This window comes from Aquimarina latercula DSM 2041 (genome assembly GCF_000430645.1).
Classification (GTDB): domain Bacteria; phylum Bacteroidota; class Bacteroidia; order Flavobacteriales; family Flavobacteriaceae; genus Aquimarina; species Aquimarina latercula.
Genome location: NZ_AUMK01000005.1, coordinates 90790 through 115227, shown reverse-complemented (window position 1 = coordinate 115227; position 24438 = coordinate 90790). Strand labels below are relative to the sequence as shown.

The 24438-nt window shown below is 31.4% G+C and carries 31 protein-coding genes and 1 tRNA gene; 6 read left to right on the top strand and 26 right to left on the bottom strand.

The window, feature by feature from the left end:
• Positions 1-5: 5 nt before the first annotated feature.
• The 13 genes from H526_RS0107670 to H526_RS32475 all read right to left on the bottom strand — a co-directional run bounded on the left by H526_RS0107670 (position 6) and on the right by H526_RS32475 (position 12340).
• Positions 6-299, bottom strand: coding sequence for a hypothetical protein (locus tag H526_RS0107670; RefSeq protein WP_027392463.1), 294 nt, complete (start codon positions 297-299; stop codon positions 6-8).
• A gap of 5 nt (positions 300-304) precedes the next feature.
• Positions 305-1279 carry a deoxyhypusine synthase family protein gene (locus tag H526_RS0107665; RefSeq protein WP_027392462.1) on the bottom strand — a complete coding sequence of 325 codons (975 nt, stop codon included), beginning with the start codon at positions 1277-1279 and terminating at the stop codon, positions 305-307.
• Entirely contained in the window at positions 1269-2210 is a 942-nt protein-coding gene (gene speB / locus H526_RS0107660) for an agmatinase (protein WP_027392461.1), read from the bottom strand. Before speB ends, H526_RS0107665 begins: the two co-directional genes overlap by 11 nt.
• 30 nt (positions 2211-2240) lie before the next feature.
• Positions 2241-3695, bottom strand: coding sequence for an arginine decarboxylase (locus H526_RS0107655; RefSeq protein WP_027392460.1), 1455 nt, complete (start codon positions 3693-3695; stop codon positions 2241-2243).
• Between the two features lie 622 nt (positions 3696-4317).
• Positions 4318-4521 (bottom strand): lipopolysaccharide assembly protein LapA domain-containing protein, encoded by a 204-nt coding sequence (locus tag H526_RS28605; RefSeq protein WP_027392459.1) that lies wholly within the window; start codon positions 4519-4521, stop codon positions 4318-4320.
• Positions 4522-4603: 82 nt separating this feature from the next.
• The gene (locus tag H526_RS0107645; protein WP_027392458.1) at positions 4604-5614 is read right to left on the bottom strand and encodes a CNNM domain-containing protein; all 1011 of its coding nucleotides are present in this window, start codon (positions 5612-5614) and stop codon (positions 4604-4606) included.
• Between the two features lie 187 nt (positions 5615-5801).
• On the bottom strand, positions 5802-6083 hold the full coding sequence (locus tag H526_RS0107640) for a hypothetical protein (RefSeq protein WP_027392457.1): 282 nt from the start codon (positions 6081-6083) through the stop codon (positions 5802-5804).
• 42 nt (positions 6084-6125) lie between these two features.
• Entirely contained in the window at positions 6126-6818 is a 693-nt protein-coding gene (locus tag H526_RS0107635) for a hypothetical protein (RefSeq protein ID WP_027392456.1), read from the bottom strand.
• A 98-nt stretch (positions 6819-6916) separates the two neighbouring features.
• Positions 6917-7747, bottom strand: coding sequence for an ion transporter (locus tag H526_RS0107630; RefSeq protein WP_027392455.1), 831 nt, complete (start codon positions 7745-7747; stop codon positions 6917-6919).
• 6 nt (positions 7748-7753) lie between these two features.
• A complete protein-coding gene (locus H526_RS0107625) occupies positions 7754-9022 on the bottom strand; it encodes a cation:proton antiporter domain-containing protein (RefSeq protein WP_027392454.1) in 1269 nt (422 codons plus the stop codon).
• Between the two features lies 1 nt (position 9023).
• Positions 9024-9731, bottom strand: coding sequence for a hypothetical protein (locus H526_RS0107620; protein WP_027392453.1), 708 nt, complete (start codon positions 9729-9731; stop codon positions 9024-9026).
• A 7-nt stretch (positions 9732-9738) separates the two neighbouring features.
• Positions 9739-12120, bottom strand: coding sequence for a hypothetical protein (locus H526_RS0107615; RefSeq protein WP_027392452.1), 2382 nt, complete (start codon positions 12118-12120; stop codon positions 9739-9741).
• 88 nt (positions 12121-12208) lie between these two features.
• Complete coding sequence (locus H526_RS32475) at positions 12209-12340, bottom strand: hypothetical protein (protein ID WP_281171942.1); 132 nt, start codon at positions 12338-12340, stop codon at positions 12209-12211.
• A 126-nt stretch (positions 12341-12466) separates the two neighbouring features.
• Between H526_RS32475 and H526_RS0107610 the strand changes: the two genes are divergently transcribed.
• The gene (locus H526_RS0107610; RefSeq protein WP_027392451.1) at positions 12467-13306 is read left to right on the top strand and encodes a universal stress protein; all 840 of its coding nucleotides are present in this window, start codon (positions 12467-12469) and stop codon (positions 13304-13306) included.
• A gap of 65 nt (positions 13307-13371) precedes the next feature.
• Here the strand turns inward: H526_RS0107610 and H526_RS0107605 are convergent, their stop codons facing one another.
• A complete protein-coding gene (locus H526_RS0107605; protein WP_027392450.1) occupies positions 13372-14199 on the bottom strand; it encodes a GIN domain-containing protein in 828 nt (275 codons plus the stop codon).
• 365 nt (positions 14200-14564) lie between these two features.
• Between H526_RS0107605 and H526_RS32470 the strand changes: the two genes are divergently transcribed.
• Entirely contained in the window at positions 14565-14861 is a 297-nt protein-coding gene (locus tag H526_RS32470) for a mechanosensitive ion channel family protein (RefSeq protein WP_155839638.1), read from the top strand.
• A gap of 26 nt (positions 14862-14887) precedes the next feature.
• Here H526_RS32470 and H526_RS0107595 read toward each other — a convergent pair whose 3' ends face one another.
• The 7 genes from H526_RS0107595 to H526_RS0107565 all read right to left on the bottom strand — a co-directional run bounded on the left by H526_RS0107595 (position 14888) and on the right by H526_RS0107565 (position 19099).
• Positions 14888-15778, bottom strand: coding sequence for a bestrophin family protein (locus tag H526_RS0107595; protein ID WP_027392449.1), 891 nt, complete (start codon positions 15776-15778; stop codon positions 14888-14890).
• Entirely contained in the window at positions 15775-16062 is a 288-nt protein-coding gene (locus tag H526_RS0107590) for a hypothetical protein (protein ID WP_211237832.1), read from the bottom strand. Before H526_RS0107590 ends, H526_RS0107595 begins: the two co-directional genes overlap by 4 nt.
• 374 nt (positions 16063-16436) lie before the next feature.
• Positions 16437-17264, bottom strand: a complete 828-nt coding sequence (locus tag H526_RS0107585) for a mechanosensitive ion channel family protein (protein WP_027392447.1) — start codon at positions 17262-17264, stop codon at positions 16437-16439.
• Between the two features lie 24 nt (positions 17265-17288).
• Positions 17289-17480: a hypothetical protein gene (locus H526_RS0107580; protein ID WP_027392446.1), complete on the bottom strand. Its 192-nt coding sequence runs from the start codon at positions 17478-17480 to the stop codon at positions 17289-17291.
• Positions 17481-17483: 3 nt separating this feature from the next.
• Positions 17484-18053 (bottom strand): RNA polymerase sigma factor, encoded by a 570-nt coding sequence (locus H526_RS0107575; protein WP_027392445.1) that lies wholly within the window; start codon positions 18051-18053, stop codon positions 17484-17486.
• Between the two features lie 150 nt (positions 18054-18203).
• Positions 18204-18383 (bottom strand): hypothetical protein, encoded by a 180-nt coding sequence (locus tag H526_RS0107570; protein WP_035084890.1) that lies wholly within the window; start codon positions 18381-18383, stop codon positions 18204-18206.
• A gap of 89 nt (positions 18384-18472) precedes the next feature.
• Positions 18473-19099 (bottom strand): RNA polymerase sigma factor, encoded by a 627-nt coding sequence (locus H526_RS0107565; RefSeq protein ID WP_081415573.1) that lies wholly within the window; start codon positions 19097-19099, stop codon positions 18473-18475.
• A gap of 111 nt (positions 19100-19210) precedes the next feature.
• On the opposite strand from H526_RS0107565, the gene H526_RS0107560 reads away from it, so the two are divergent.
• The 3 genes from H526_RS0107560 to H526_RS0107550 all read left to right on the top strand — a co-directional run bounded on the left by H526_RS0107560 (position 19211) and on the right by H526_RS0107550 (position 20504).
• Positions 19211-19636 carry a tellurite resistance TerB family protein gene (locus tag H526_RS0107560; protein WP_027392442.1) on the top strand — a complete coding sequence of 142 codons (426 nt, stop codon included), beginning with the start codon at positions 19211-19213 and terminating at the stop codon, positions 19634-19636.
• A gap of 29 nt (positions 19637-19665) precedes the next feature.
• Positions 19666-19998: a response regulator transcription factor gene (locus H526_RS0107555; RefSeq protein WP_027392441.1), complete on the top strand. Its 333-nt coding sequence runs from the start codon at positions 19666-19668 to the stop codon at positions 19996-19998.
• 80 nt (positions 19999-20078) lie between these two features.
• The gene (locus H526_RS0107550; RefSeq protein ID WP_027392440.1) at positions 20079-20504 is read left to right on the top strand and encodes a tellurite resistance TerB family protein; all 426 of its coding nucleotides are present in this window, start codon (positions 20079-20081) and stop codon (positions 20502-20504) included.
• 109 nt (positions 20505-20613) lie between these two features.
• On the opposite strand, the gene H526_RS0107545 is transcribed toward H526_RS0107550, so the two are convergent.
• From H526_RS0107545 to H526_RS0107535, 3 genes are all read right to left on the bottom strand, one after another.
• Positions 20614-20687, bottom strand: a tRNA-Arg gene (locus H526_RS0107545).
• Between the two features lie 44 nt (positions 20688-20731).
• Positions 20732-20959, bottom strand: a complete 228-nt coding sequence (locus H526_RS0107540) for a putative signal transducing protein (protein ID WP_027392439.1) — start codon at positions 20957-20959, stop codon at positions 20732-20734.
• A 62-nt stretch (positions 20960-21021) separates the two neighbouring features.
• Complete coding sequence (locus H526_RS0107535; RefSeq protein ID WP_027392438.1) at positions 21022-22362, bottom strand: SPFH domain-containing protein; 1341 nt, start codon at positions 22360-22362, stop codon at positions 21022-21024.
• 365 nt (positions 22363-22727) lie between these two features.
• On the opposite strand from H526_RS0107535, the gene H526_RS0107530 reads away from it, so the two are divergent.
• A complete protein-coding gene (locus H526_RS0107530; RefSeq protein ID WP_027392437.1) occupies positions 22728-23240 on the top strand; it encodes an adenine phosphoribosyltransferase in 513 nt (170 codons plus the stop codon).
• Between the two features lie 61 nt (positions 23241-23301).
• Here the strand turns inward: H526_RS0107530 and H526_RS0107525 are convergent, their stop codons facing one another.
• On the bottom strand, positions 23302-24123 hold the full coding sequence (locus H526_RS0107525; RefSeq protein ID WP_027392436.1) for a hypothetical protein: 822 nt from the start codon (positions 24121-24123) through the stop codon (positions 23302-23304).
• A 127-nt stretch (positions 24124-24250) separates the two neighbouring features.
• A complete protein-coding gene (locus H526_RS32325; RefSeq protein WP_027392435.1) occupies positions 24251-24400 on the bottom strand; it encodes a hypothetical protein in 150 nt (49 codons plus the stop codon).
• Between the last annotated feature and the right edge of the window lie 38 nt (positions 24401-24438).

Below are 24438 nucleotides of genomic sequence, written 5' to 3'. Positions count from 1 at the left end.
TAGGATTATTTTATATCTGATTCCTCTGGTAACTCAGTTTCCTTATCTTGGTCATCATCATCATCGTGGTCTTCCATTGCGTTAATTAGGCGTTTACTTACTTTAACCAGATATAAAGTGTCTTCAGTTTTTACCTCGACACATTCTACGATTTCGTTTTGTGCATTTCTGAACGTAATGATATCGTCATCATCGTATCCGTCAGGATATTTTGTAACCAATAAATCTAAAATGGTATTGGTTAACTTTTTGAAGTCGACAATAACTTTTTTTAAATGATTGTTTTTTGAAGTATTCATATCTTTTACATATCTAATAAGTAAGCAAATATTAATGGAGCTACGATAGTAGCGTCTGACTCAATAATGAATTTTGGAGTATCTATATCTAGTTTACCCCAGGTAATCTTTTCATTAGGTACCGCTCCACTATAGGACCCATAACTTGTGGTTGAGTCACTTATCTGACAGAAATAATTCCAGAATGGGGTATCTGTACGTTCCATATCCTGGTATAACATAGGCACTACACAAATAGGAAAATCTCCTGCAATACCACCACCTATCTGGAAGAATCCGATCCCATTATCAGAATTATCAGTATACCAATCTGCCAAGAATGTCATATACTCGATTCCAGATTTCATCGTATTGGCTTTCAATTCTCCTTTCAGAACATAGCTAGCAAAGATGTTACCCATGGTACTATCTTCCCATCCTGGGACTACCATTGGTAAATTCGCTTTTGCAGCAGCGTACATCCAGCTATCTTTGATATCAATTTCGTAGTACTGCTCCAAAACTCCAGATAATAACATTTTATACATAAATTCGTGTGGAAAATAGCGTTCTCCTTTTTCTTCGGCATTTTTCCAGATTTTAAAAATATGTTGCTGTAATCTTCTAAAAGCTTCTTCTTCAGGAATACACGTATCCGTTACGCGATTTAATCCTTGCTCTAATAAATCCCACTCTTGTTGTGGAGTGAGGTCACGATAATTTGGCACACGTTTATAATGACTATGTGCTACCAAATTCATAATATCTTCTTCCAGATTCGCACCTGTACAAGAGATAATATGTACTTTGTCTTGGCGTATGATTTCGGCAAAGATTTTACCTAATTCGGCAGTACTCATGGCTCCGGCAAGAGAAACCAGCATTTTTGAACCATTATTGATTTGGGCTTCATATGCTTTGGCGGCATCAACTACAGAAGCGGCATTAAAATGCAGATAATATTTCTCTATAAATTGTGAGATTGCTCCTTTAGTTTTCATCTTGATCGTACTTTAACTTGTTAATATTGTTTTCTTTTTGATTGGTGTATAGGTTTTCATTTTCGTCATCAGCATCTTGCTCTGTAAACTTGTAGCTCAACATTTTATAGTACAATTTGGCAGCAGCAAAATCAGAGGACTTATCATTTTTATTTGGGCATAATTCAACAATATCAAATCCTACCACATTTTTTTCTTCAAATATTTTCTTAAGAAACTCAAGGGTTTCATACCATAATAATCCTCCTGGTTCTGGTGTGCCTGTAGAGGGTAGGATAGAAGGGTCTAATGCATCCAAATCAAAAGTGATATAGACATTATCGGTCATTAATTCGATGGCATTATCCATCCAATAATCATCAGTTGCCATTTCGTGTGCGAAAAAGACATTTTCTTCATTCATCACTAATTTTTCTGAAGCATCCATACTTCTAATCCCAACTTGAATGAGATTTGTATTTTGATTGGCTTCATACAATGCACAAGCGTGATTGTACTTAGAACCTTCATATTCTTTTCTTAAATCGGCGTGAGCGTCTATTTGTACTACAGTTAAATCTCTAAAACACTCATCAAAAGCACGTATAGCCCCTATAGAAATGGAATGTTCTCCCCCGAAAAGGGTTACAAATTTGTTGCGTTTTATATTGGATTTAACAACATTGTGTACAGCAGTAACCATAGTTTCCGAAGAGGTGTTTTCATCCACAGGTTCTGTAAGGTAAATGCCTTGTTTGTATACCTCACTATTGGTTTCTATATCATATAGCTCCATATTTTCTGAAGCGTGTAGGAACGCTTCAGGACCTTTGTCTGCTCCTTTACCCCAAGTACTAGTTCCATCATAAGGAACAGGGATTAATACTACTTTTGATTTGTCATAGCCAGCGTATTGTTCTGGAATTCCGGCATATGTTTTTTTAGTTTCCATTTTAAAAATGTTTGGATTTAATAAATTTGATTAGTTAGGATTTATAATTATTTCATTTTGTGAATATTCTAAAACTTCTTCTTTTACTGTTTTTTGGTATCCAAGAATAGATAGTAACTGTTCTGAAGTTTGTTGCAGTGCAAAAACTTCTGTAGTTAATTTCCCCTTCTCGTCACGATCTATCAAAATGTGTTTAGGTTGCGGGATCAGGCAGTGTTGCAATCCTCCAAAACCACCAATGGTCTCTTGATAAGCACCCGTATTGAAAAATCCAATGTATAGCGGTTTGTCTTTTTTGTATTTTGGCAGGTAAATGGCGTTCATATGCTGTTCGGAGTTGTAATAATCATCACTGTCACAGGTTAATCCACCAAGCAATACACGCTCATATTCATCATTCCATCTATTTACAGCCAACATCACAAAGCGCTTGTTTATAGCCCAAGTATCTGGCATTGTGGTGATGAAAGATGAATTGATCATATTCCATTTTTCACGATCGTTTTGTTGTTTTTGATATAGTACTTCGTAAATAGCACCACCACTTTCACCAACTGTAAAACTTCCAAATTCTGTAAAGATATTAGGAACATCTACTCGTGCCTCTTCGCAGGCAATTTGGATTTGGTTTACGATTTCATTAATCATATACTGATAGTCATAATCAAATGCCAAAGAGTTTTTTATAGGGAAACCGCCACCTATATTTAAGCTATCTAAGGATGGACATATTTTCTTAAGACTGATATATACCTTTAAACATTTTACTAACTCATTCCAATAATAAGCGGTATCACGAATACCTGTGTTGATGAAGAAGTGAAGCATTTTTAGTTTCACCTTTGGGTTATTCTTGATTTGATTATTATAAAAAGACACAATATTTCTATATCCAATTCCTAATCTGGAAGTATAAAATTCAAACTTTGGTTCTTCTTCAGAAGCAATTCGGATACCAACCTGAAAATCTTCATTAATTACATCACTTAATAGCTCTAATTCTTCGTAATTATCGATTATTGGAATGCAGTTACGATGCCCGTTATTAATCAATCGGGCAATATTTTGAATGTATTGATCACGTTTAAAGCCATTACTAATAACATAGGTATCGTCATTGATTTTACCTTGTGCTTTTAGATTTTCGATGATATCAATATCAAAAGCAGAAGAAGTTTCTATATGAATATCATTTTTTAGTGCTTCGTTTAATACATGTTGAAAATGTGAGCTTTTGGTACAATAACAATAGTTATAGTTGCCAGCATAGTTATTTGCTCTAATAGCGTTGTCAAACCAACCTTTTGCTCGGTTAATGTTTTCAGATATTTTAGGTAGGTAGGTAAATTTTAGAGGTGCTCCATATTGAGCGATCAACTCCATAAGATCGATACCGTGAAATTGTAATTGGTTATCCTCCAGTTTAAATTCTTCTTGAGGGAAATGAAAGGTTTGATCGATAAGATCAATATATTTTGTTTTCATCTGTTTTGTTTTTGATTTGCAGATGAAATTCACCATCAGAATCACAGACCAGAATAGCCTGAAAATCTATGGATCATTCCATTATACGAGATTTAAAAAATTAGAAAGTGATAAGAAAAATGGCAATGCCATTTTTCTTATCTCATACTCGAATAATAGAAATGGTGTAGGGAACGAATTGTATTCGCTCTAAGGATCTTAGTGCAGTAGCATATTTTTCAGAAGTCAGCCTGAGAATTCGGTTCCCCATCCCTGAGGCAGCTTTTGGAGTAGACTTCTTTATGCTCCTAAGCCCGAATCTGAAAAACGGTTTCATTTATGTAGGCAATGCGTCCTTAAATAGACTCATTATTAATTATATCAAATGTAATAAAAAAGTGATATCAAAAACTTTTTTTGAAAAAAAAATCAAATTATTTTTTGAAATCTTTCTTATGTCTTAATATCACTAGGATTAATTCTCTTATGTATTATGACACGGTAAATAGAATTAGGTCACATTTAAGAAAATAAAAGAGCTGTTTTTTTATGTTTTACAGCTCTTTTGTAATGAACTAGCCAGAATTAAATTTTAACTTAAACACTTTGATAAATCCAAGAAAGCGTTTAGAGTAACTGTTTTCTATTTCTTAGGAATCAACCTTTTTTTCATTGATACCAGTATTCCCGCTATAACTCCTATTGAAAAACTACCAAGAATAACAAGAACACGAGATGTAGAAAGTTTCCAAACAAAAAAGGTAACATCAATTACCTCTGAGTTTTGCAGAGAAAAAATCACAATTAGTATAACAATAATAAGTGCTATAATGGTTTTAAATTTCATATCGGTTGTTAGTAAAAAATAGTTTCTTAGATATTTAGACCCTGTTATAAACAATAAGTCACTTTATTCATATAATAAGTTTTTAGTGATCAAGAATATTAGCTTTGTGTTTTTCAATGGCTAGATGTTGCATATCGTCAGTAAGATCAGCCTCATCTACTATTTCGACTTTAATAATTTCCTCGATGATATCTTCTAAAGTTACCACTCCTATGAATGTTCCGAACGTATTAAACACCAATGCTAAGTGCATTTTTTGCTTAATAAAATGATTCATTAGTGCATCTAATTGTATAGTCTCTTTTACCATAATAGGATTTTTATTAGTAAGATAATCTCCAACTATTTTGCCTTCTTCTACTATACCGATTAAATCTTTAGAATATAGAATACCAATCACATTGTCTTCTGTAGTATCGTAAACCGGAATTCGAGTGAATCCTTTTTCACGGATTTCTATCAACTTATTTTGATCTAATAGAGTACCTTTTTCTAAAGTGTATAAAACAGGTTTAGGAGTCATAATATGTAACGCAGTAGTTTCAGAAAAGGATAATGCACCAATTAAGATGCGTTCTTCGTCTTTATCAATATCGGAATCTTCGTTCTCTTCGTGATGTTTGATAATTTCTTTTATTTCACGTTTGCTCCATACAGTTTGTAACTCTTCTCCCAACATTTTATCAAGTAATAGTGATAATGGATATGCTACAGGGTATAGTAAAAAGATGAAAATTTTAACTAACCAAACGGTTTTAGCTCCAAGACTTAATGCAAATCTAGAGAACACTGCTTGAGGTATAATTTCTCCAAAAATTACAATAAGCACTGTAGAAATAATACCAGCAATAAGACCACTGGCGATTTCTCCTAAAAATATAGCGGCAGCCGAGTTAACTGCGACATTTCCTATTAGTAGTGTGCAAAGCAAAAGATTTCCTCTTTTACGTATCGGATATACCTTAATAGCTCTTTTATCCTTGAGCTTAATTTTACGTTCTAAAGAAGTAATGTTTAAGCTAAAAAAGCCTAAGGTGAGTCCGCTGAAAGATCCGGACAAAATAACTAAAATGGTAACTATCAAATATTCCATAAATTTATTAATATGATTTTATACGATATGAGACACAGAAAATTAATTAGGTCACACTAAAAGGTGGTTTTTGAAGAATGTTATTCTTTTCACAGTTCAACCTAGATGATATATTCAGGAATAAGAGTTCACTCTTGAACTTACCAAAACGAAAACCGAGCTTTGAAAAGCTCGGATTAAAGTATTCTTAGATATTTTTGACAAACCAGGAGATGAGATATGTGACTATCGCTAAAAGGATAACTGCCCAAATTTTCTCAGAGTTACTCTTTATTTTCTCCACAGTATTAAGATAAAATAAGTCTGTCTGATAGATGAGTTTATCAAATAAGTTATCTTCTAGTTTTATAGCTAGGTTAGGTCTTAATTCCTTTTTAACATGATTAATAGGAATTGCATCTGAATAGGGTTTGAAAACATCTTTTTTCTTTCTCCCTTTCAAATTCTTTTTGTTTTTTATTACTTTCATTTTATTTAAGAATTATTAATCATTAGACATTATAAAATTAGCTTAGCCTATAATCTTTTCAGAATGCATTTCAGCTTCAAAGCTTGTTAGATATTTCAGATCTTTAAACCAATATGCAGAGGATAAAATTTCGAAAGTCACTGAGTTATTATTGGTTTCAATTTGTATATACTGCCATACGATATCTCTCGCCTCATTAAATTCGTTGCTTCTTATTTGATAATTATAGAGCCTATTGATAAGTGTATTTTTTGGCATACCTTGAGTAAGTAATCGGATTAAAGCAGATTCTCCATTTTTTTTGAAAACCCATAAATCTTCTTCGTCTTTGGTAGTTATTTTGATTTGAAATTTTACAGCTTCGGGATGAGGAAACTTGCCATTGAAAGCTTCATATAATAATTGGGTTACATTAAAAAAATCTTCATGCATCGATAGATCTGAATATTCTTCCCATAATTTTTCATCAACTATTTCATGAGAAAGATTATCCAATTGCCCTGAAGTGAGTCTTTCTTTAAATACATATTCTAAAACTATCCTAGCAGCTTCTTCTGGTTCATTGTCTGTAAGTGATAGTAGACACATTTCTTTGAGATCTTCTGCTGAAATATCAGAGGTATCTCCATACTCTAATAGTGTCAATAACTCTCTGTAGTTTTTGAAAGTCCAAAAATTTGGCAATTCTTTAAGGTATTCAAACTTTAAGAGTTCAACTTCAAAAAGGGTTTTCATAAGCTATTATTTAAATTTAGTTGTCTATTTTCTTTATGACACTAAAAAAAAATAAAGTCACTGCAGAACAGTCTTTTTTTTGAATTTATTTGATAATACTATTCAAGTTTGGCAGTACATTGATGGCAATACTTTGCATCCACAGGATGATTGGTAGCTTTACACTTGAGGCAAGCATATGGTTTTACAGCATTAGCTTGGACTTTAGATTTAGTCATCTCAGAAGTTACAATTCCAGTAGGAATGGCAATAATGCCATATCCTAAAATCATAATGAAGCTAGCGATTGCTTGCCCCAAGTTTGTGGCCGGTGCAATATCTCCATAGCCAACGGTGGTAATGGTTACTATGGTCCAGTAAATACTTTTAGGAATACTCGAAAAACCAGAGTTTGCACCTTCTTCTACGATATACATCACCGAACCCATTATTATACACATAATAAGTACGATATAGATAAAGATGCTAATTTTAAGTCGTGATGCGACAATTGCTTTAGAAAGCGTATTTGCCTCGCCCATATATTTTACAAGTTTTAATATTCTAAAAACCCGCAATAATCGCAACGCCCGTAGCGCAAGAAAAGTAGAACCTCCTGTAAAGAAATAAGATAGGTACAAGGGTAGCGTAGATAGTAAATCTATAACCCCGTAGAAACTGAAAATATACTTTGCAGGTTTGTTTAGACTTATCACTTTGAGAATGTATTCCAAACTAAATAAAATAGTAATAATCCACTCTGCAGCTACCATATATGGATGGTATTTCTTGTCAATATCATCAACACTTTCTAACAAGACGTAGATGACACTAATAATAATAAGCACGAACAAGAAAAGATTAAAAATCTTTCCTTGTTTGGTGTTTGATGAGTGAACAATGCTATAAAGCTTAACTTTCCAAGAATGATGCTTTTCAATTGTTTCCATTCTATATTATGATTCCGTTTTTTCTAGTATCGGGGCTTTCCACTTAACTGTACCTACTTTGCGTTCGTTTGCTAATTTAATAGCGCTTGTAGCTCTTTTTTTATCATATATCATAGCTCCAGTCATAATCAAACTAGTGCCTATGATAACAAATAAGAGAATACCCGGTTCGAATGTGGCTATCTGTGCTTCTACAGGGATTGCATAGAATAGTAATACTGTAATTAACCCTCTTGGTGCCACAAATAATTGAGGAAGAATATCTTTGCCAACAAATACACGTAGTAATATAAAACGTATTGCATATATTGAAAGAATAATGAGCGTGCTTATACCTGCCACTTTAAGATCAAGTAGTGATGTAATTGCTATCGTTACTCCAAAAATTACAAAGAAAAATGTTCTTACCACAAAAGCGGTTTCAGCAGTTATTGTATGTAGCTCGTGGTATATGTGATGTGCTTTATCATAATTAAGAAATTTGGAAAGTTTCCCTTTAAAAAACAACTTCATATTAGCGATTACCAAACCAAAAATAAGAATGATGATGAGTGAAGATAAATGCATTTGTTTACCCACTGCATAAAGCAATAACAATACTGCGATTAAAAGAAATAATTTAACCTGACTCTTTATACGTTGAAAAATAAGAATAATCACATAACTGGCTACTAATGAAATTACAATAGTTAGTGCCAGATTTCCTGCAAAACCAGTAACACCTGTATCATTTGCTGGGTTTAGTTTTCCTGTTAAAAAATAAAACATCATGATACCCAGAATATCAGAGAATGTACTTTCGTAGACATGAAATTCTTTCTTGTCTTTATGTAAGCCAGATACACTAGGGATAATAATCGCACTAGATAAAATCGATAATGGCGTTGCATACAACCAAGCAGACTGCATGGTCATTTCTGGTATAAAATTATATAGGATTAGGGCTGCTACCCAGGCAGATCCTACTAATCCTATTAATGCAATAACGAGAGACTTAAGTATGGGAACTAGTTTTTCTCTTTTAAGTTCTAACTCAAGAGCAGCTTCTAATACAATCATTATCAATCCAACAATACCTAAAACTTCTAATATGGGGAAAAAATTTAACGAATCTGCACTAAAGTATTTAAGCGCATACTGTAATACAACTCCTAAAACAATAAGCATTAAGACCGCTGGTATATTTGTTTTTTTGGATATACTGTTGAAAAGGAATGATAAAATAATGATCACTGATACTTCAATGATAAGATAGTAGGAATTTAAAATTTCCATTTTATGATATATTATGAGTTAGACCTGTTTGTATATTTTGTTCTTTTAAAAAAGCAATTAAATCTTCGGTAGCACTACCTTGCTCTAATGTGTATTGCATTTTTAATTTTTCTGATTCTTTATCTCGGGTAACAGAAGGAGGATCATTGTAGTTAAGAATAGGATTATCAAAAAGTAAATCCAGAAGTTGCTCTATAGCAAGATCGGTTTTTAAGTACATTGTTTTTCTTAAAGAACTATCCTTGTCAGATTTAATAGTGAACCCTTTTTTTTCTACGTATGAATAGTTTATATAATGTTCACCTTCTTCTTCACTAATTGTAATACCAAAGGGTAAAACTTTTTCAATTTCGCCTTCGATATCACCAATCTTCACGAAAACTTCTTCTCTAAATAATGGATTGTTGCGAAAAAAGATACCATTGATATAATTTTTAATGTATTGATATCCAAAAAGACTAATTACTACCAAGATAATCGTATGAGTGATATAGTTAATAGATATGAAATCCAATATCAGTATTAGCGATGCAGCCGGAATATAAAATAGGGCTACTTTTTTGATAGTATTAATGAACCGTTTGTTTCCAAGATTTCTTTTTGCAAATCTTTTTAAAAGATAAATGATAAGCTGTATCGCCCAATATGTAATAATCAGGAAAATAAAAAGTGACCAAAGCCCTCTCCAGGTATTTAATGTTGAAATCATTTTATTATTAATTAATTATATCCCTATATAATAGAATTTCATAAATGTCATTACTCACTACAGGGTTTAGTTTTAATATCCCAGATGTGTCTCTTAATAGAACTTTAGTGTTGATCAACCTTTTTAAAGCGGATTGATAGCTCACATACTGTTTTCCTATGAATTTCTTTAGGAGCATCTCATTGATATATTTATACATAAAAACATATTTGAGCACGATAATTTCTTCTGAAGTAAAGAAATCCCTGAATACAAAATCTTTTTCGTCATAGATCACACTATTGTTATCAATTACGGTGGTACCATATGTCCAAGTCTGTAGTACTTCTCCAATATTATAATTTAGTTCTTTACCTAATTTTAGAACCTTACGCTCAATCTGCTTGGGAGGAATAGTTTGTTGATCGGCATTAACTATGGTTTTATGTGCCGCTCCGTGACGCAGTAATACAGCATTATAAATTTCTTTTGCACTGGCTTTATTTACATTGATCACAGAGGAAAAAGCGTTAGAGAAGGGTAATCTTTTATCCAGATGAGACTGCATTGCTCCAGAAGTAGATACCATAAGATATGCATTATCAGACTCTGATTCTATAAATTGAATTACGGCCCTTACATTATCCAGTAATGTTGACTTTTCATCTCTCCATAATTCAATATCATCAATAATAATTAAAAGCTTAGTGTTGTAAAGATGGTTCTTTATATACTGAAGTACTTCTTTCAAATTATGAGAAGTTTTAAACTTTCTTCCGTCTATTGTAATAGTGCTATTTATTGTTAGCGATATGATATGCTTTCCAAAATACTTTTTGGCAGCATATTCAATAAAAGTTGATTTTCCGCTCAGACTATTGCCTAAGATGAGCACAGACTGATTAAAACCTTCATTCCAAAGAGAAATACTGTCCCTAAATGTTTTTTCAGCCTCTGATCGAGGTACTAGAAATAAATCTCCAATAAAGTTTTTGTTTAAAAACAAAGTATCATAGTGTGCATTAGATTCTTTATACATTCTATAGTTAATACACTTTATAGTAGCTTCTAATTGCTTATGATGTTCTAGGTGATTCGTTTGCTCATATTTTGAACTGAAATCACTGAATAGATGTTTTAATTTATTTTTTATGCGCAGGAATGCTCCTCCTTTTATAGATGCATACTGGGTAATGGAAGATTGTAATGACACTTCTAGGAAATCCTCTACTCCATATATTTTTGTTGCCAGAAATTCTGTATTTATTTTATTTTCAATTTCTGCAATTGATTGTTCCTGCCTTATAGAATTTTTAGATAAAGTATCTTGTATCTCATGTAAGATCTGAAGCTGAGATGGTATAGCATCTAGTGTATCATTGTTTTTTGCCAGCGTTAGACTGCTCTTTAAGTTTAATAAGCTATGGCTTATAAAAGAAGTCATCGTTACTTTTGTATCCCAAATCTCAATCAATAACGGTAACGATTCATAATCCAACCATTTTTTTACTGATTTGTTAAAATCTACTTTTCTTTTCTGTAATAATCCTTCACTTGTTGAAACAGGGAGATTAATTTCGATAAGATTTTTTACTTCATTTTCCACCATACGAGTATAATTCTCCTGTTGCAAGTTGCTAGTATCAACTTTGGAGATTGTCTTTTCTATCCAGTGATTGATTTCACTTATTTGATCATTTTTTTCAATACCCTTAATCTTTTGAATAGCTTGGTTAAGTATTTCTGAGGTGCTATTGATTTCTTCTCTATTATCTGCACAGATTTGTATTGTTTGAATTTTAATATTCTTAAATGAGTTTACAACTTTGACAAAATCTTGATTAGCATCTTTTATTTCTTTTAAGTGTTCTAAGCCAACACGAAATTGTTCTTTGTAGATCTCCCAAGGATTTTGCTGGTGTTTGATCTTTAAAGCAATTTTATTTTCGCCTTTACGAGATAAAGTAGTAGTGTTTTGATATCCTCTAATGGTATTGCTTAACGAGTTGATTGCACTTAATAAGATGTTTCTGGAATTTTCGAAATGAGTAATTAAAGCATCTTCTATAACAGTGCTTTCTAATGCTTTATTTTGAGCTATTTGTAATTGCAAAAAAACATCGCGATGAAGTAATAGTATATCTTTAAACCATTCTGGTAAAACATATTGCAATAACTCTACTTCTTTAATTTCTGGTGTTGACCCTTCTTGTGTATTCTTTGATAGTTGATCCCCAATAGCTATATATAGATTGCATAATCCTACAAACTCAGATAAAATGAGTTTTGTAAGTTGCTCTCCGGATTCAGTTTTTTTAAGCTGTATGGTGTAGTACTCAATTTGATTTGTTAATTTCTTAGATGTAAATAGATCGGTAACTTCAAATTTTTCTGTGGTACTTGTATTCATTTAATTGGGTTTCGGTGTTGAACTACTTCTTTTATGTTAGACACATCTTTTTTGATTGGGTCACATTATATAATTCTATTTAATCTAATTATTTACCAGAATTACTAGGTGGCTTTTTCTGTTTCATTTTGTTGTTTTTATCTTTAATCTGGGTCTTTTTTCTGGTTTGTACCGAAAACCCATTATTCATTAAAGAGAGTAGTGCTATGCTTGATTTCATAGTGCCCTTTGGGTATATTTTATATCTCTTTAGACACGATTTTTAAAAAAAGTCACTTTCCATAAATTACTGAAATATCAAAGCTTATATTTTGTACATTTAATATAGATTTAAATCCTTACTAAAATGAAAAAAGTCTTAATACCAATTGATTTTTCTGACAATTCCTATAATGCGTTACAATATGCTAAGGTTTTGTTTAACAATGAAGATTGTACATTTTTTTTATTGAATGTTTATATAAGTAATCCTTCTAATCTTTTAAGTGAAGAATACAATGATACAATGCTTAATGGAATGTCGGATGAATCAGAGGAAAGCTTAAAGGATTTCCTAAATATTGTAATTAAGGAAAGTGATAATCCGAAACATCATTTTGAAATGGTTTCTAAAGCTAACACTTTGATCAAAGCGATTAATGCTATTCTAGTTTCTAAAAAGATCAATTGTATTGTGATGGGCACAAAAGGTGCTAAAGGTGCTAAAGAAATTTTCTTAGGGAGTAATGCGGTAAAGGTTATTAATGGTGTTGATGATTGTCCCGTAATAGTCGTGCCACAAAACTATATAACAAAAACACCATCCGTTATATCATTTTCTACCAATTTTAAACGATCTTTTTATGAGGATGAGCTAAAGCTATTGGTTGAGGTAGCTTTAGCTAACGGTGCCAAAATTAACATAGCTCGAATAATGCAGGAAGAATACCTAAACAATGACCAAAAGATAAACAAAGAAACCCTGAAAACACTGCTTAAAGATTTGGATTATATCTTTTGCAAGATAGATGTGAAGACCTCAGAAACAGAAGCATTAAAGGAATTTGCAAAACAAACAGAAAGTGATTTGATTTCATTGATACACCACAAACATAATTTCTTTCAAAGACTTACTGAAGAAGATGTGGTAGATAAGATTAGTTTTAATAGTCCGGTGCCTCTTTTGATTTTACCAGAATTAAAATAAAAAATGCCTCCACTTTTGGAGGCATCCGAACATAAGAATTCAGTGCGATTAACAGTTCTTTTGCTCTATTTTTTAATGATTTTAGACTTATCAGTTAATCCCTTAACTTCTACTTTAGGATTTCCATAGACATAAACGTTACTTTTCCCTTGTGCATATAATTCTAGATTTTTACTGGCGTATACATACACATCGGATGAATTAGAGGTATATAGATCTACTGAAGATACTTTCATTTTTTTAGCTTCTAGTTTTGCTGAATCTTTCAGGTTAAAAGTTGCGAAACCTGAATCTCCATCTAAGCTTAACTCTGATGATTTAGTCTGGGTGACACGAGTTTTATCTGCTACTACATAGGCTTTCAGATCCGTTCTGTCATTCATAATGATAGTGGTGTTTTTAGACTTTACTTTAATTTTTCCCCCAGCATCACGTTGTAGTGTGATGATGACATCATCTGCCTTTATATCCAGATCAAAACGACTAGAATTATAACCACTTAAATACAATTTATCAGAAGTCAATCTACCCTTACCTTCCACTTTGGCATCATTTTTAAGGATGAGGTGTTTTATCTCTTTAACATTCAAACTAATTTCCAGCTTTTTACTACTTACAATTCTATTGGTTGTATATATTTTTAGAATACTATCTTTTACAGAAAATTGAACAATATCTAATAAGTTTTCATCCGTGGTAATAAAATAGCTGTTTTCTCCTGTTTGGGTTAAATTCACCTCTAACGCATCGTCAATTTCAATAGCATTGAAATTTTCCAAAATCTCTTTATTCAGCTCTGTAACCACTTTATTACCCTTTATTTTTGGTTTTTTTTGTCCAAAAGTGATAGTCGTAATCGATAGTAATACTATGAGTATTGTTATTTTTTTCATTTTTATCTTAAGTTATGTTTAAATTTTGTTTTCATAGATTAAGACACTTCTTTTTAAGAAAGTCACTTTTATCATTTTTTTTATCTGTTTGTATTATAATATGAAATATTTTTGTAGAAAATTTGAGATAGAAATTCATGATTACTTATAAGCAAGAATTAATATATACTGTCGTACTGATTGTAATTGTATTTTTGGTGGTTGTCGTTACTAAAAGTGCAATAAGAAAATTTGGTTTAGCAAAATCCATAGAAGCTAATAGAAGAAAGATTATCTTTTATTTAAGTTATTTGGTTATTTATATGATTGCAGGATCAGCACTGGCATTAATCTGAGGCGTTGATCTCAAACAATTTACTGTTTTTATTTCTTCGGTATTAGCTGTTTTAGGAGTTGGTTTTTTTGCGCAATGGTCTATCCTATCCAATCTTACGGCAAGCGCTATTTTATTCTTTAGCCATCCATTACGAATAGGAGATAGAATTAAAGTTTTAGATAAAGACTTTGATTGGTCTGGAGAAGTAAAGGATATTACAGGTTTTTATCTTTTTATGAAGACGGATGACGGAAAAAATATTACGATTCCTACTTCTATAATTATGCAAAAAGGCATAGAAATTCTGGATAAAATTGATCTGGATGATGAGGAGCATTATGATTAATTATTTTTAGTTAAGAGTTCATAAAGTTACATTATATAAAATTTCTTCGTACCCAATGGTTCAGGAATATCTTCATCGTCAATAAGCTGTTTAATATTTATTTCTATAGTTCTGGCAATAGATGTCATTGCCGTATCCATAGGTCTATTCTCAAATGGATCTTGTATTTTGAGTGCTATTTTTTCTAACAAAAAGAATGGCAGCGAAATAAGAATCAAAATTGGTATCTCGATAAAGCTATCTAACTCCGTTAAGGAAAATGATAAAATGACTAGGAACAAATAGATGAAAAACTGCAATGTTAACCGATATGGTTTAGGAAAATTTGTGTTTTTTATACGTTCTGCCATCCCCATCGAAGCAATTAATCTTACTATTGTATTGTCTAACTGAATCTGTTGAAAATCATTAATGTGTTTGTCTTTATGTAGTTTTCTTAACTCAGCAGAATGGTTGTTCAATAATGCCAATGGAATGTTTTTGTGATGTTTAATTTTCGAATATTCTTCTTTTGAAATATACTTTTCTATACCTTGGAGTGAATCAAGTTTTCTGAGGTTTTGTCCTAAAGAATAACACCAGGCAATTTGGCGATATGCAAAGGCACTTGTTTTTGCATTATCATTATTTTCCGAGGTAAAAGTTAGCAGCTGATTTATTAATGTTCTGGAATCATTAACAATTGCACCCCATATCTTTCTAGCTTCCCACCACCGATCATAAGACTGACTGAGTTTAAATGATAGGATTAATGCAATTGCAGTACCCATAAATGCTCCTATCGATAGCGGAAGATTAATATCGATATAATATTTTGAAATATAATGAATAGCTGAAGCAAAGAGAGTTGTACATAATAAGTCCCATTTGACCATACTTAATGGGTACTTTAAAGGAATTCTTTTTTCGGTAATCATTTTTGAACCTTATTTTGTGAGTTTTCTCTCTTAAAAGTATCACTTATCTTATTAAATACCTTACATAAAGCAATATTTTGATAGTTATACTTTTGTTCTGATTCGTTCATATACTGATTTTCGCTATAGCTACTTATTATCAATTCTTTGTGATTGTCATAGTAGTCGGATTCCCAGAAATCAATAAAGCTTTCTAAATCATTATTAGACAATAATTGAAGGTGTTGATCTGGAAAACCTAGTTTTAAGTAGGATTCGATCTGGCGTCCAATTTTACTAAACATTTTAGCAGGTTCCATTTCTGTAAAGGAATAATAGATGACTGAATAACTTAACAAATGAAACAATTGCCTGTACCAAAAATGCAAATATTGGGGATAGGGGATTCTTTTCAGCCTTGGGCAATTGTCTTTGTTCCGCTCTAGGAAGCAAAAGAACTAACTAATAATAAATGAACGTACTTCTTTGAGCGGGATGATATTATGTTTTTAAGATATTTGAAAGAAACAAGATTCATTGCGATACACGTATTATTTTGAATGATTGTTTCTTTCTTTGATAGTTGTTTTGGGATGATTCACTTATTACATTTGCTCCTTGTTTAAGTTCTAATTTGCCCCTCAATCGCAACTATTATTGTTAATCTATAAGGAAGTTTTTACTTTTTGATTTCGACTTGACTTTCTACGACGTCTTTAATCGGTAATATAATTTTTCCGTCTTTGGTATTCAGAGTCATACAAATATTATCTATTGCTTCAATACTTCCTTCTATATCATTAATCTTTACCTTATCACCAATCTCATAATTTTTTCGGGTATAAAATGTACGTAGTAAGTCACCGATTACTTCTTTAGATCCTAATCCAAATCCAATAGATATGGCTAACAAAAACGCACCTAAAATTACAGTTACATTATTAGTGACAACCGTAGTGTCTATACCTGCTTGATTTAGTGCAGTGATGGTAATAATTATTGCTATAATATAAAATACCAACGTACTTATGATTTTAGAACCTGCTAAATCGAAGGATTCATAAAAGCCTTGTATGGCTCTCTTTACAAATTTAGCGATGTAAATCCCTATCATAAACAGTGCAATGGCACTAAATAATCTAGGTAAATACCTTAATAGGTTTCCAATTTCTTCTGAAACAATTGTCCAATTCATAATGTCAGAAGCAATTATTAAGAACACTAAAAACATTATCCATTTTACAAATATTACAATGGCATTAGTAACCCCAAATTTGATATCAGACTTTCCAAATAATTTCATTTGATTGATCTTCTCGGTAAGCTTATCTATTTTTACAAATTTTAGCACTCTTTTTAATAGGAATACCACTATTTTGGTGACTAACCATCCGATTAATAGGATAAGAAGCGCACCAACAACATTGGGTAATGCAGTCATAATTTTTTCTCCCATTGCCGTTAATGATTGAAATGTAAGGTCTTTCCATTCAGTTATTGTTTCCATTTTCTTATGATTTGATATTTGTGATTAGTTATTTTTGTTTTTGCTTTTCGTTCTGAAGAATGCTTTTAAGGCTGCTTGATAATTACTCGTAAATAATCCGGCCATATCTGTGATTAATTTTACCGAAGCTACATCTGCCATTACCTTATCTTTAAGCTCTTTTGGCACCTCCCTTGGTGGGGTTCCTATTTTCTTAAATGGGTTTTCTCTTTCCATATATTATATTGAATTATATACTTCAATAATTCTTGCTTTAGCTCTTTTTAATCTCATTTTTACAGCACTTTCTTTAATGCTAAGTAGTACTTCTAATTCTTTTATCGAAACATCATCTTGATATTTCAGTAATAAGATCGACTTTTCTTCTGGTGCTATAAGCTCTAATGCTTTTTGCAATTTATCAACTCGCATCTGAAACAAGCTATCATCACTAACTTCAATATGTAAATGGAGGTCTTCATCTTTTATCGTATCAGATACTTTACTAATCTTATTCTCTTTATCTCTATTGACATAATTAACGCACAGGTTATATGTGAATGCATATAGCCAGGTAGAAAATTTAGACTGCCTTTTATAACTATGCAGCTTGGTAAATAATTTCAAAAAAACATCCTGAGTTAGATCCTTTGCCTCATCTTTTGATTTTACAAACCCAAAACATTTATTATAAACTTTGTGGGCGTACCTATCATAGATTTCACTAAACATCATTGTATTTTCTTTAGATACAATTTTTTCTACAAGTTCCTCATCGCTAAGATGATGGAACGGATCATTATTTTTCAATTTTAGTTAAAGATTAGTTTCTTGTTATTTAAGACACTAATATTTTGAAAAAGTCACTTTTATATTTTTTTTATCTGAAATGAACTATGGGAGGTAGCTTTAATAGTTTTAAAACCAGCTGTTAACTATAGCGTCTTTACCTATAAATAGTTATGATTTGTTGTTTTTGGTTTTGAAAAAGTCTTCAATTACCGATGGGTATTTTATAAAAAACAAATCACCTAACTCCATAAATAGTTTTACCGAAGCGATATCTTTCATTACATTTTCCTTAACTTCTTCAGGAACTTCTTTATCAGTTTCTAGTTCTTTAAATGGATTCTTTTTCATCAGTTTACATTTATTGTATTTTGAAGGTCAGATGGAATCGCCAATTATCATATTGCTTTCCAGAAATATACTTGTTATGGCTTATTTCATTACTTCAATTTATTGTGCGCTTCAATAACTTTTGTTTTTGCTCTTTTTAATCTCATTTTTACAGCACTCTCACCAACTTTTAATAAAACCTGTAGATCTTTTACAGATACATCATCTTGATATTTAAGTAACAGCATCGTTTTATCTTCTGGATCAATAGTATCTAATGCCTTTTCTAACTTGGATGCTTTTAATTCAAAAAGCTCTTCATCATCGATATCTTCAATATTGGATAAATGGTAATCGTGATTATCCATAGTGTCGGATAAGTTATTCATTCTTTTTCCGGAATCTCTATTTAAATAATTAATACAGAAATTGTAGGTAAAAGCGTATAACCAGGTAGAAAATTTAGAATTACCCTTAAAAGTACTCAACTTGACAAAAAGTTTAAAAAAAACATCCTGTGTTAGGTCTTTGGCTTCATCTTCATTTTTGGTAAAACTATAGCACTTATTATACACCTTCTTACTGTATCGATCGTAAAGGATGCTAAATAGCAGGGAATTTTGTGTAGCAGTAATTTTGGCTATTAACTCTTCATCAGTTAAAGCTTTGGATTCTTTTAGAATAGCTCCTCTCTTTGGGTTGATTACTACGAGAAATATTCTTTTTAGAAAATTCACGACAATTTTAGTTTATAGAGTTGTTTGCTTGGTTATTCAAATTTAGTTAAAAATGTGACCCATTACGTATTGTAGTGTCTAAAAAATATATAACTCAAAACAACAATTATTATGTCAATTTCAGAACTATATGAGTCAGGTACTCAAAAAAACAATATTGCACATTTTGCAGCAATTACTAAAATAGCATCCATAGACGGCGAGATTAACTATGAAGAAAAAGAGCTACTAGCTAAGTTTGCAAATAAACTAGATATTAATGAAGAACAGTTTGCAGAGATTACAAAGAACCCACATAAATACCCCATTATTCCTGCGAACTCAAAAGAAGAGCGTTTAATGCATCTGTTTGATCTTTTTAAAATGATCTTTGCAGACCATTTTGTAGATCAACAAGAGGTGAAACTAATTCACAAATATGCAATTGGACTAGGATGCTCTGAAGAAAGAGCAAAAGATGTCATTAAAAAATCAATTAAAATTTTTAGTGGTAAAATTGATTTTGAAGATTATCAGTATCTCATTGAAAAAGGTTAACGTTTTTTAAACTTTTAAAACTTGTTATGATGAATACCAAAACCATACTATTAATAGAAAATGATATAGCATTAAGAGAAAATGTTCAAGAGCTTCTTGAACTATATGATCATAAAGTAATAACGGCTGCAAATGGTGCCATTGGTATAGCACTAGCTAACAAAGAAAAATTTGACATTATTCTTTGTGATATTATGATGCCTCAAGTTGATGGATATAGTGTATTTAATACATTACGTAATAATTCAAATACTTCGCAAATTCCATTTGTGTTTTGTTCGGCAAAGACGGAGAATAAAGAAATTAAAAAAGGACTTGAAGGTGGAGTAAAAGCCTATCTTAAAAAACCATTTGAGGAATAGGAGTTGATGAAGTGTGTTGATAATGTATGGCTGGATTGAATTAATGGGTTATCGTTTTAGTAAATAAGAATAGGGAGATTATGATTTTATCAAAGTTACTTAATAACAATAGGGCAGAAGACAATTTATTGCATTTTGCTTGTTTGGTCAGTTTAGCTAGAATAGATGGCGAGATTGATATTCAGGAACAGAAAACATTAGAAAAGCTTGCAACCGAACTTAAAATAACTCAAGATCAATTTGATAACTTGTTAAGTAATACAGATAAGGTTGTGATAGAACCAATAAAATCTTTTAGTAATCGCTTACAGTACGTATATAATTTCTTCAAAGTGATTTATACTAATAAAGAGTTAGGTGAAAAAGAAAGAGGATTAGTAAAACAATATATTTCTTCACTGGGTTTCAATGAAGAGAATACTGTTAAGTTAATGAAAACAAATAAGAAAGTTTTTGAGGAGAACTTAGGATTGTCTGAATATGAGTATTTTATTTTTGGTGATTAGCAAATATTTAAGACTCTCATAATAGTTTTAGATTATATTTTCTGTGCAAATTTTGTGCAAATAAAAAAGCGTTACAGTGATTTATTTCTGTAACGCTTTGATTATCAAGTGACCTCGGCAGGATTCAAACCTGCAACCTCTTGAGCCGTAATCAAGTGCACTATTCAGTTATGCTACGAGGCCTTTTTTGCGGGTGCAAATATATGAGTATTTAATAAAATATAAAACTATTTTGAAATTTCTTTTTTAAAATTTTCAATGATTTCACTAGCTTTTTTGGCATCATCGTTATAAATGAATAGCTCAGTTGAACCTTCAATAGCTCCAAAACCTGCTAACCTTCCAGATTCTTTGTGATCTTTTATAATAAAATGAATATTTATTTCATCTAATAAATAAGCTAGTCTGTTAACTATGATAGATGTTCCTGTATATATTTTTATATGCTTTTCCATATGTATTATGTTTATTTAGTTATTAGCGGAATGAAAATGTTTCATTCCGCTTTTTTTTAATGTTACTCTTTGGATGTTTTTTGTGACATCATCTTTTTGGCAAGATCAGCACCAATCAAAGATTGTAGTAGGTTGCCGTTGGTTCCCGATTTACTTCCATCTTGGATATAAATCTCTGGAAGCTGTAAATCTTTAAGCTGTTTCGCAACATTGACAGAGGTTTTAAATTCCCACTCCGCTCGTTCCTGTGGCGTAAGTCCTGCTGTTACTAGTTTTGCGTTTTCATAAGATTGTGCATCGGCCATGGTTTTCTGAGTTTTGGCCTTAAACTGTGCCACCTCATAATTTTTACGCTCCTCAATAAGGTTAAATTCTGCTACTTTGGCTTTTGTTTCGGCTTCAATAGTTTTCTGAATTTGCTCTTTTTCTAATCTAGCTCTTTCTGCGGCTTTTTCAGCTTCACCTCGTGCAGTTTCTTTTTGAGCACGATAAAATTCACGTTCTGCTTGTTGTTTTTCTAACTGAGTCTGCGCAACTTCTTCTTTTTGTAACTGAAGACGTTTGTCAAATTCTGGTTCCCAGTCTATTTCTGTAACAACAGCTTGTACAACCGTTAGACCGTATCCTTTTAACGAGTTTCCTTTTTCTCTAACAGGTTCTCCATTATGATATTTAATTCTAAAACGTTTTTGCTTTGATTCCTTGTTAACAATTGTTCGGACTGTAGTACTATCACCAATGGTTTCTCTGTTTTCATTAGCAATAAACTCCTCTAGAACATACATTCCATTTTCTAATTGATCTTTAAAATATCTATCAAAATCCGAAGCTTGTCCAGATATATAATCTTGAGCATCCATAAGCTTACAAGTGTTTTTAATAGATTGATCGATATTAGGAATGATTCTGGATCTAATCAAGTTTCTTTCGGTTTTGTTACGATCAGCAACAGATAAAAATTGATTTTGATCTGCTGTATTGATACTGATAACTACCGAAGTTGCAATTCTGGCTTTTACTGCATCACTAAACGCCCAATATTTAGCTTTGTCAACATTAGCGTATTTACTTTGCTCTCCTAATTCATTTTTCTTGTTAGGGATTACATATTTAATAGGTAATTCGAATTGAATAGGGATTAATCGTCCCCACATTTTAGTATGTATTCCTTGATGTACAACCGCTTTTTGACTCCCCCAAGGATACTGAACTGCATAAGCGGTTCCTGGTTCTGCATAAAAGAACATTCCTGAAATTACGCTCATGACTAATCCTATTATAATCATCGAGATATTTCTTTTTCGAGTAAACTTATGCAGTGTTTTTGATTCTTTAAAAAAAGGTTTAATTATGAAAATGGTGAGTCCGATAAACACCATGGTAATTCCTAGATATGTTAGCATATTAATTTTGTTTTAAAATTTATTAATCACTTAGTTGATAATTAAAGAATGCTTAGAATTACATGATTTCTATGGTTTTTATAATAGTTATAATTGATTTCTTTTTTAAAATATAGATCAAAGAATGATTAGAAAAATTTTTAAATAAAAATCTATGAAATTAAATAGGTATTGTAAGTTTAAAGATGGTTATGGTTTTGGAGTGTAATTAGATTTTCTTTAATGTTGTTATAAATTTAAAGTGAAAAATAATATTTGATTGGTAATTGTAATAATTGAAGATGCTTTTTTCGAGTACTTTTATTTCTGTAGTCGTTTTTCATTCTTTTTTGTACTCTTTTTTCTAATTTCATTATTTTGCGTTCATGAATTTAGAAGAATTAATTAGAGATGTTCCTGATTTTCCGAAGGCTGGTATTGTTTTTAAAGATATTACACCGCTTTTAGCGAACTCAGAAGCTTTAGTGTATTGTGCGGATCGATTAGCTGAACAATGTCCTACGGGTGTAAAAATTGATAAAGTTATTGGTATTGAAGCAAGAGGTTTTATGTTAGGCTGTATGATTGCAGAACGATTAGCCGCGGGTTTTATTCCGGTGCGTAAGAAAGGGAAGTTACCTTCTGAAGTAATTTCAAAAAGCTATGGGTTAGAATATGGAGAAGATATTTTAGAGATCCATAAAGATGCAATCAAACCGGGGGATAACATTTTGATACATGATGATGTTTTAGCAACAGGAGGGACAGCAAATGCTGTTTGCCAACTTGTAACAGAACTCGGTGGAAATATAGTACAATGTAATTTTATAATGGAATTAGGCTTTCTAAATGGGAAGGAAAAACTTAACTGTAATGTAGCTTCGTTGTTAAGTTATTAATAAAAAAGAAACAACTTTCAGTATTATAACCTGAAAGCCGTTTCTTTAATAATTTGGAATCTTATTTTTTAGAAGTTGCGATAATAGCACCGTCTTTTGCTTTGTCACCATATAAACTTATTGCAGTAGTAGCTTTTAGGAAGTCTACCGCTTCTAGTTTATCTGCTTTAGCTAATTCGTCCAATGTTTTAAAATCAGATTCTTTTCCGTCAATGATTATTAGCTTTTCTATGTCTGGATCATCTATAAAACTAAACTTTTTTGATTTGCTAAAATGCGAAGGGAATTGTTGTCCATTAAAAATTAGGTTTCCGTTTTCATCTTCTTCAAATTCGAAAGAGTTCATGATTTGATCTTTTAAACTACCGATATCAAAATGTTTTCCATTAAAAAATATGGAGTCGCCTTCTTTGTCAAAATCAAAGTTAAATTTAAAGTTTTGGTTTTTTAAAATACTATCTAAATCAAAGTTTTGTTTGTTAAAACCAATCTGATTTCTCCAAGAAGAAATGTCAAACATGCCAGAGTTAGTGATGTAAAGATTTCCATTCTTATACCCAAGCTCAACATCAGATATTGGTTCGGATGATGAGGAAGAGTATTTGCTTTTAGCATTTCCTTTTTTTAGAATAATGTTTAAACTAGTGATTTCATTTTGACTATTAAACTCTATGTTTTCAATAATTAGCTCAATGCCATTTTCTAAAAAAAACATTTTAAGATCCTCTAACTCCTTTTCAGTGGTGTTTTTGTTTATTGTTGCTATAATTTCATTAAACTCAGATACTAACTGTTGAGGTGTGTTTGTAGTCGATCCTGAGGTGAATGCTGATAGGGAAAGTATACCTAGTATACCCATTCCAAAAATGATCCATTTTTTCATACTAAATATTATTTTGATTTTCGATTTTTAATTGAAATGAATTCAATATAAAAACGAAAAAGGAAAATGGATGTTGCAGAATATAATTCTTTCTTATCAGAGTTTGTTGTTTGTATTTAAGCGGATACTAAAGAGCTCTTTTGGTTACATATAATCTCCAACCAAAAATTAGCATTTGTAGTTTAGAAGCTTTACTAAGATCCAGTTGTCGTTTTGTAAAACTAGGAAGTAATAGTTTGTTTAATTTTGCTAAAAATATAAAAAGCTGTTTTTTCATATATCTAAAGTAAAAAAACTCACTTAAATTTAAGTGAG

Coding starts and splice junctions, on each gene's coding strand:
- H526_RS0107625 (WP_027392454.1), bottom strand. CDS start 9,022: ATGGAAATTTTAAATTCCTACTATCTTATCATTGAAGTATCAGTGATC.
- H526_RS0107635 (WP_027392456.1), bottom strand. CDS start 6,818: ATGAAAACCCTTTTTGAAGTTGAACTCTTAAAGTTTGAATACCTTAAA.
- H526_RS0107655 (WP_027392460.1), bottom strand. CDS start 3,695: ATGAAAACAAAATATATTGATCTTATCGATCAAACCTTTCATTTCCCT.
- H526_RS0107670 (WP_027392463.1), bottom strand. CDS start 299: ATGAATACTTCAAAAAACAATCATTTAAAAAAAGTTATTGTCGACTTC.
- H526_RS0107530 (WP_027392437.1), top strand. CDS start 22,728: ATGAATTTAGAAGAATTAATTAGAGATGTTCCTGATTTTCCGAAGGCT.
- H526_RS0107610 (WP_027392451.1), top strand. CDS start 12,467: ATGAAAAAAGTCTTAATACCAATTGATTTTTCTGACAATTCCTATAAT.
- H526_RS0107570 (WP_035084890.1), bottom strand. CDS start 18,383: ATGAAAAAGAATCCATTTAAAGAACTAGAAACTGATAAAGAAGTTCCT.
- speB (WP_027392461.1), bottom strand. CDS start 2,210: ATGGAAACTAAAAAAACATATGCCGGAATTCCAGAACAATACGCTGGC.
- H526_RS0107535 (WP_027392438.1), bottom strand. CDS start 22,362: ATGCTAACATATCTAGGAATTACCATGGTGTTTATCGGACTCACCATT.
- H526_RS0107590 (WP_211237832.1), bottom strand. CDS start 16,062: ATGTTTAGTAAAATTGGACGCCAGATCGAATCCTACTTAAAACTAGGT.
- H526_RS0107525 (WP_027392436.1), bottom strand. CDS start 24,123: ATGAAAAAATGGATCATTTTTGGAATGGGTATACTAGGTATACTTTCC.
- H526_RS0107595 (WP_027392449.1), bottom strand. CDS start 15,778: ATGATTACCGAAAAAAGAATTCCTTTAAAGTACCCATTAAGTATGGTC.
- H526_RS0107640 (WP_027392457.1), bottom strand. CDS start 6,083: ATGAAAGTAATAAAAAACAAAAAGAATTTGAAAGGGAGAAAGAAAAAA.
- H526_RS0107615 (WP_027392452.1), bottom strand. CDS start 12,120: ATGAATACAAGTACCACAGAAAAATTTGAAGTTACCGATCTATTTACA.
- H526_RS0107560 (WP_027392442.1), top strand. CDS start 19,211: ATGTCAATTTCAGAACTATATGAGTCAGGTACTCAAAAAAACAATATT.
- H526_RS0107605 (WP_027392450.1), bottom strand. CDS start 14,199: ATGAAAAAAATAACAATACTCATAGTATTACTATCGATTACGACTATC.
- H526_RS28605 (WP_027392459.1), bottom strand. CDS start 4,521: ATGAAATTTAAAACCATTATAGCACTTATTATTGTTATACTAATTGTG.
- H526_RS0107665 (WP_027392462.1), bottom strand. CDS start 1,279: ATGAAAACTAAAGGAGCAATCTCACAATTTATAGAGAAATATTATCTG.
- H526_RS0107580 (WP_027392446.1), bottom strand. CDS start 17,480: ATGGAAAGAGAAAACCCATTTAAGAAAATAGGAACCCCACCAAGGGAG.
- H526_RS0107630 (WP_027392455.1), bottom strand. CDS start 7,747: ATGGAAACAATTGAAAAGCATCATTCTTGGAAAGTTAAGCTTTATAGC.
- H526_RS0107620 (WP_027392453.1), bottom strand. CDS start 9,731: ATGATTTCAACATTAAATACCTGGAGAGGGCTTTGGTCACTTTTTATT.
- H526_RS0107550 (WP_027392440.1), top strand. CDS start 20,079: ATGATTTTATCAAAGTTACTTAATAACAATAGGGCAGAAGACAATTTA.
- H526_RS0107555 (WP_027392441.1), top strand. CDS start 19,666: ATGAATACCAAAACCATACTATTAATAGAAAATGATATAGCATTAAGA.
- H526_RS0107645 (WP_027392458.1), bottom strand. CDS start 5,614: ATGGAATATTTGATAGTTACCATTTTAGTTATTTTGTCCGGATCTTTC.
- H526_RS32475 (WP_281171942.1), bottom strand. CDS start 12,340: ATGAAATCAAGCATAGCACTACTCTCTTTAATGAATAATGGGTTTTCG.
- H526_RS0107540 (WP_027392439.1), bottom strand. CDS start 20,959: ATGGAAAAGCATATAAAAATATATACAGGAACATCTATCATAGTTAAC.
- H526_RS32325 (WP_027392435.1), bottom strand. CDS start 24,400: ATGAAAAAACAGCTTTTTATATTTTTAGCAAAATTAAACAAACTATTA.
- H526_RS0107585 (WP_027392447.1), bottom strand. CDS start 17,264: ATGGAAACAATAACTGAATGGAAAGACCTTACATTTCAATCATTAACG.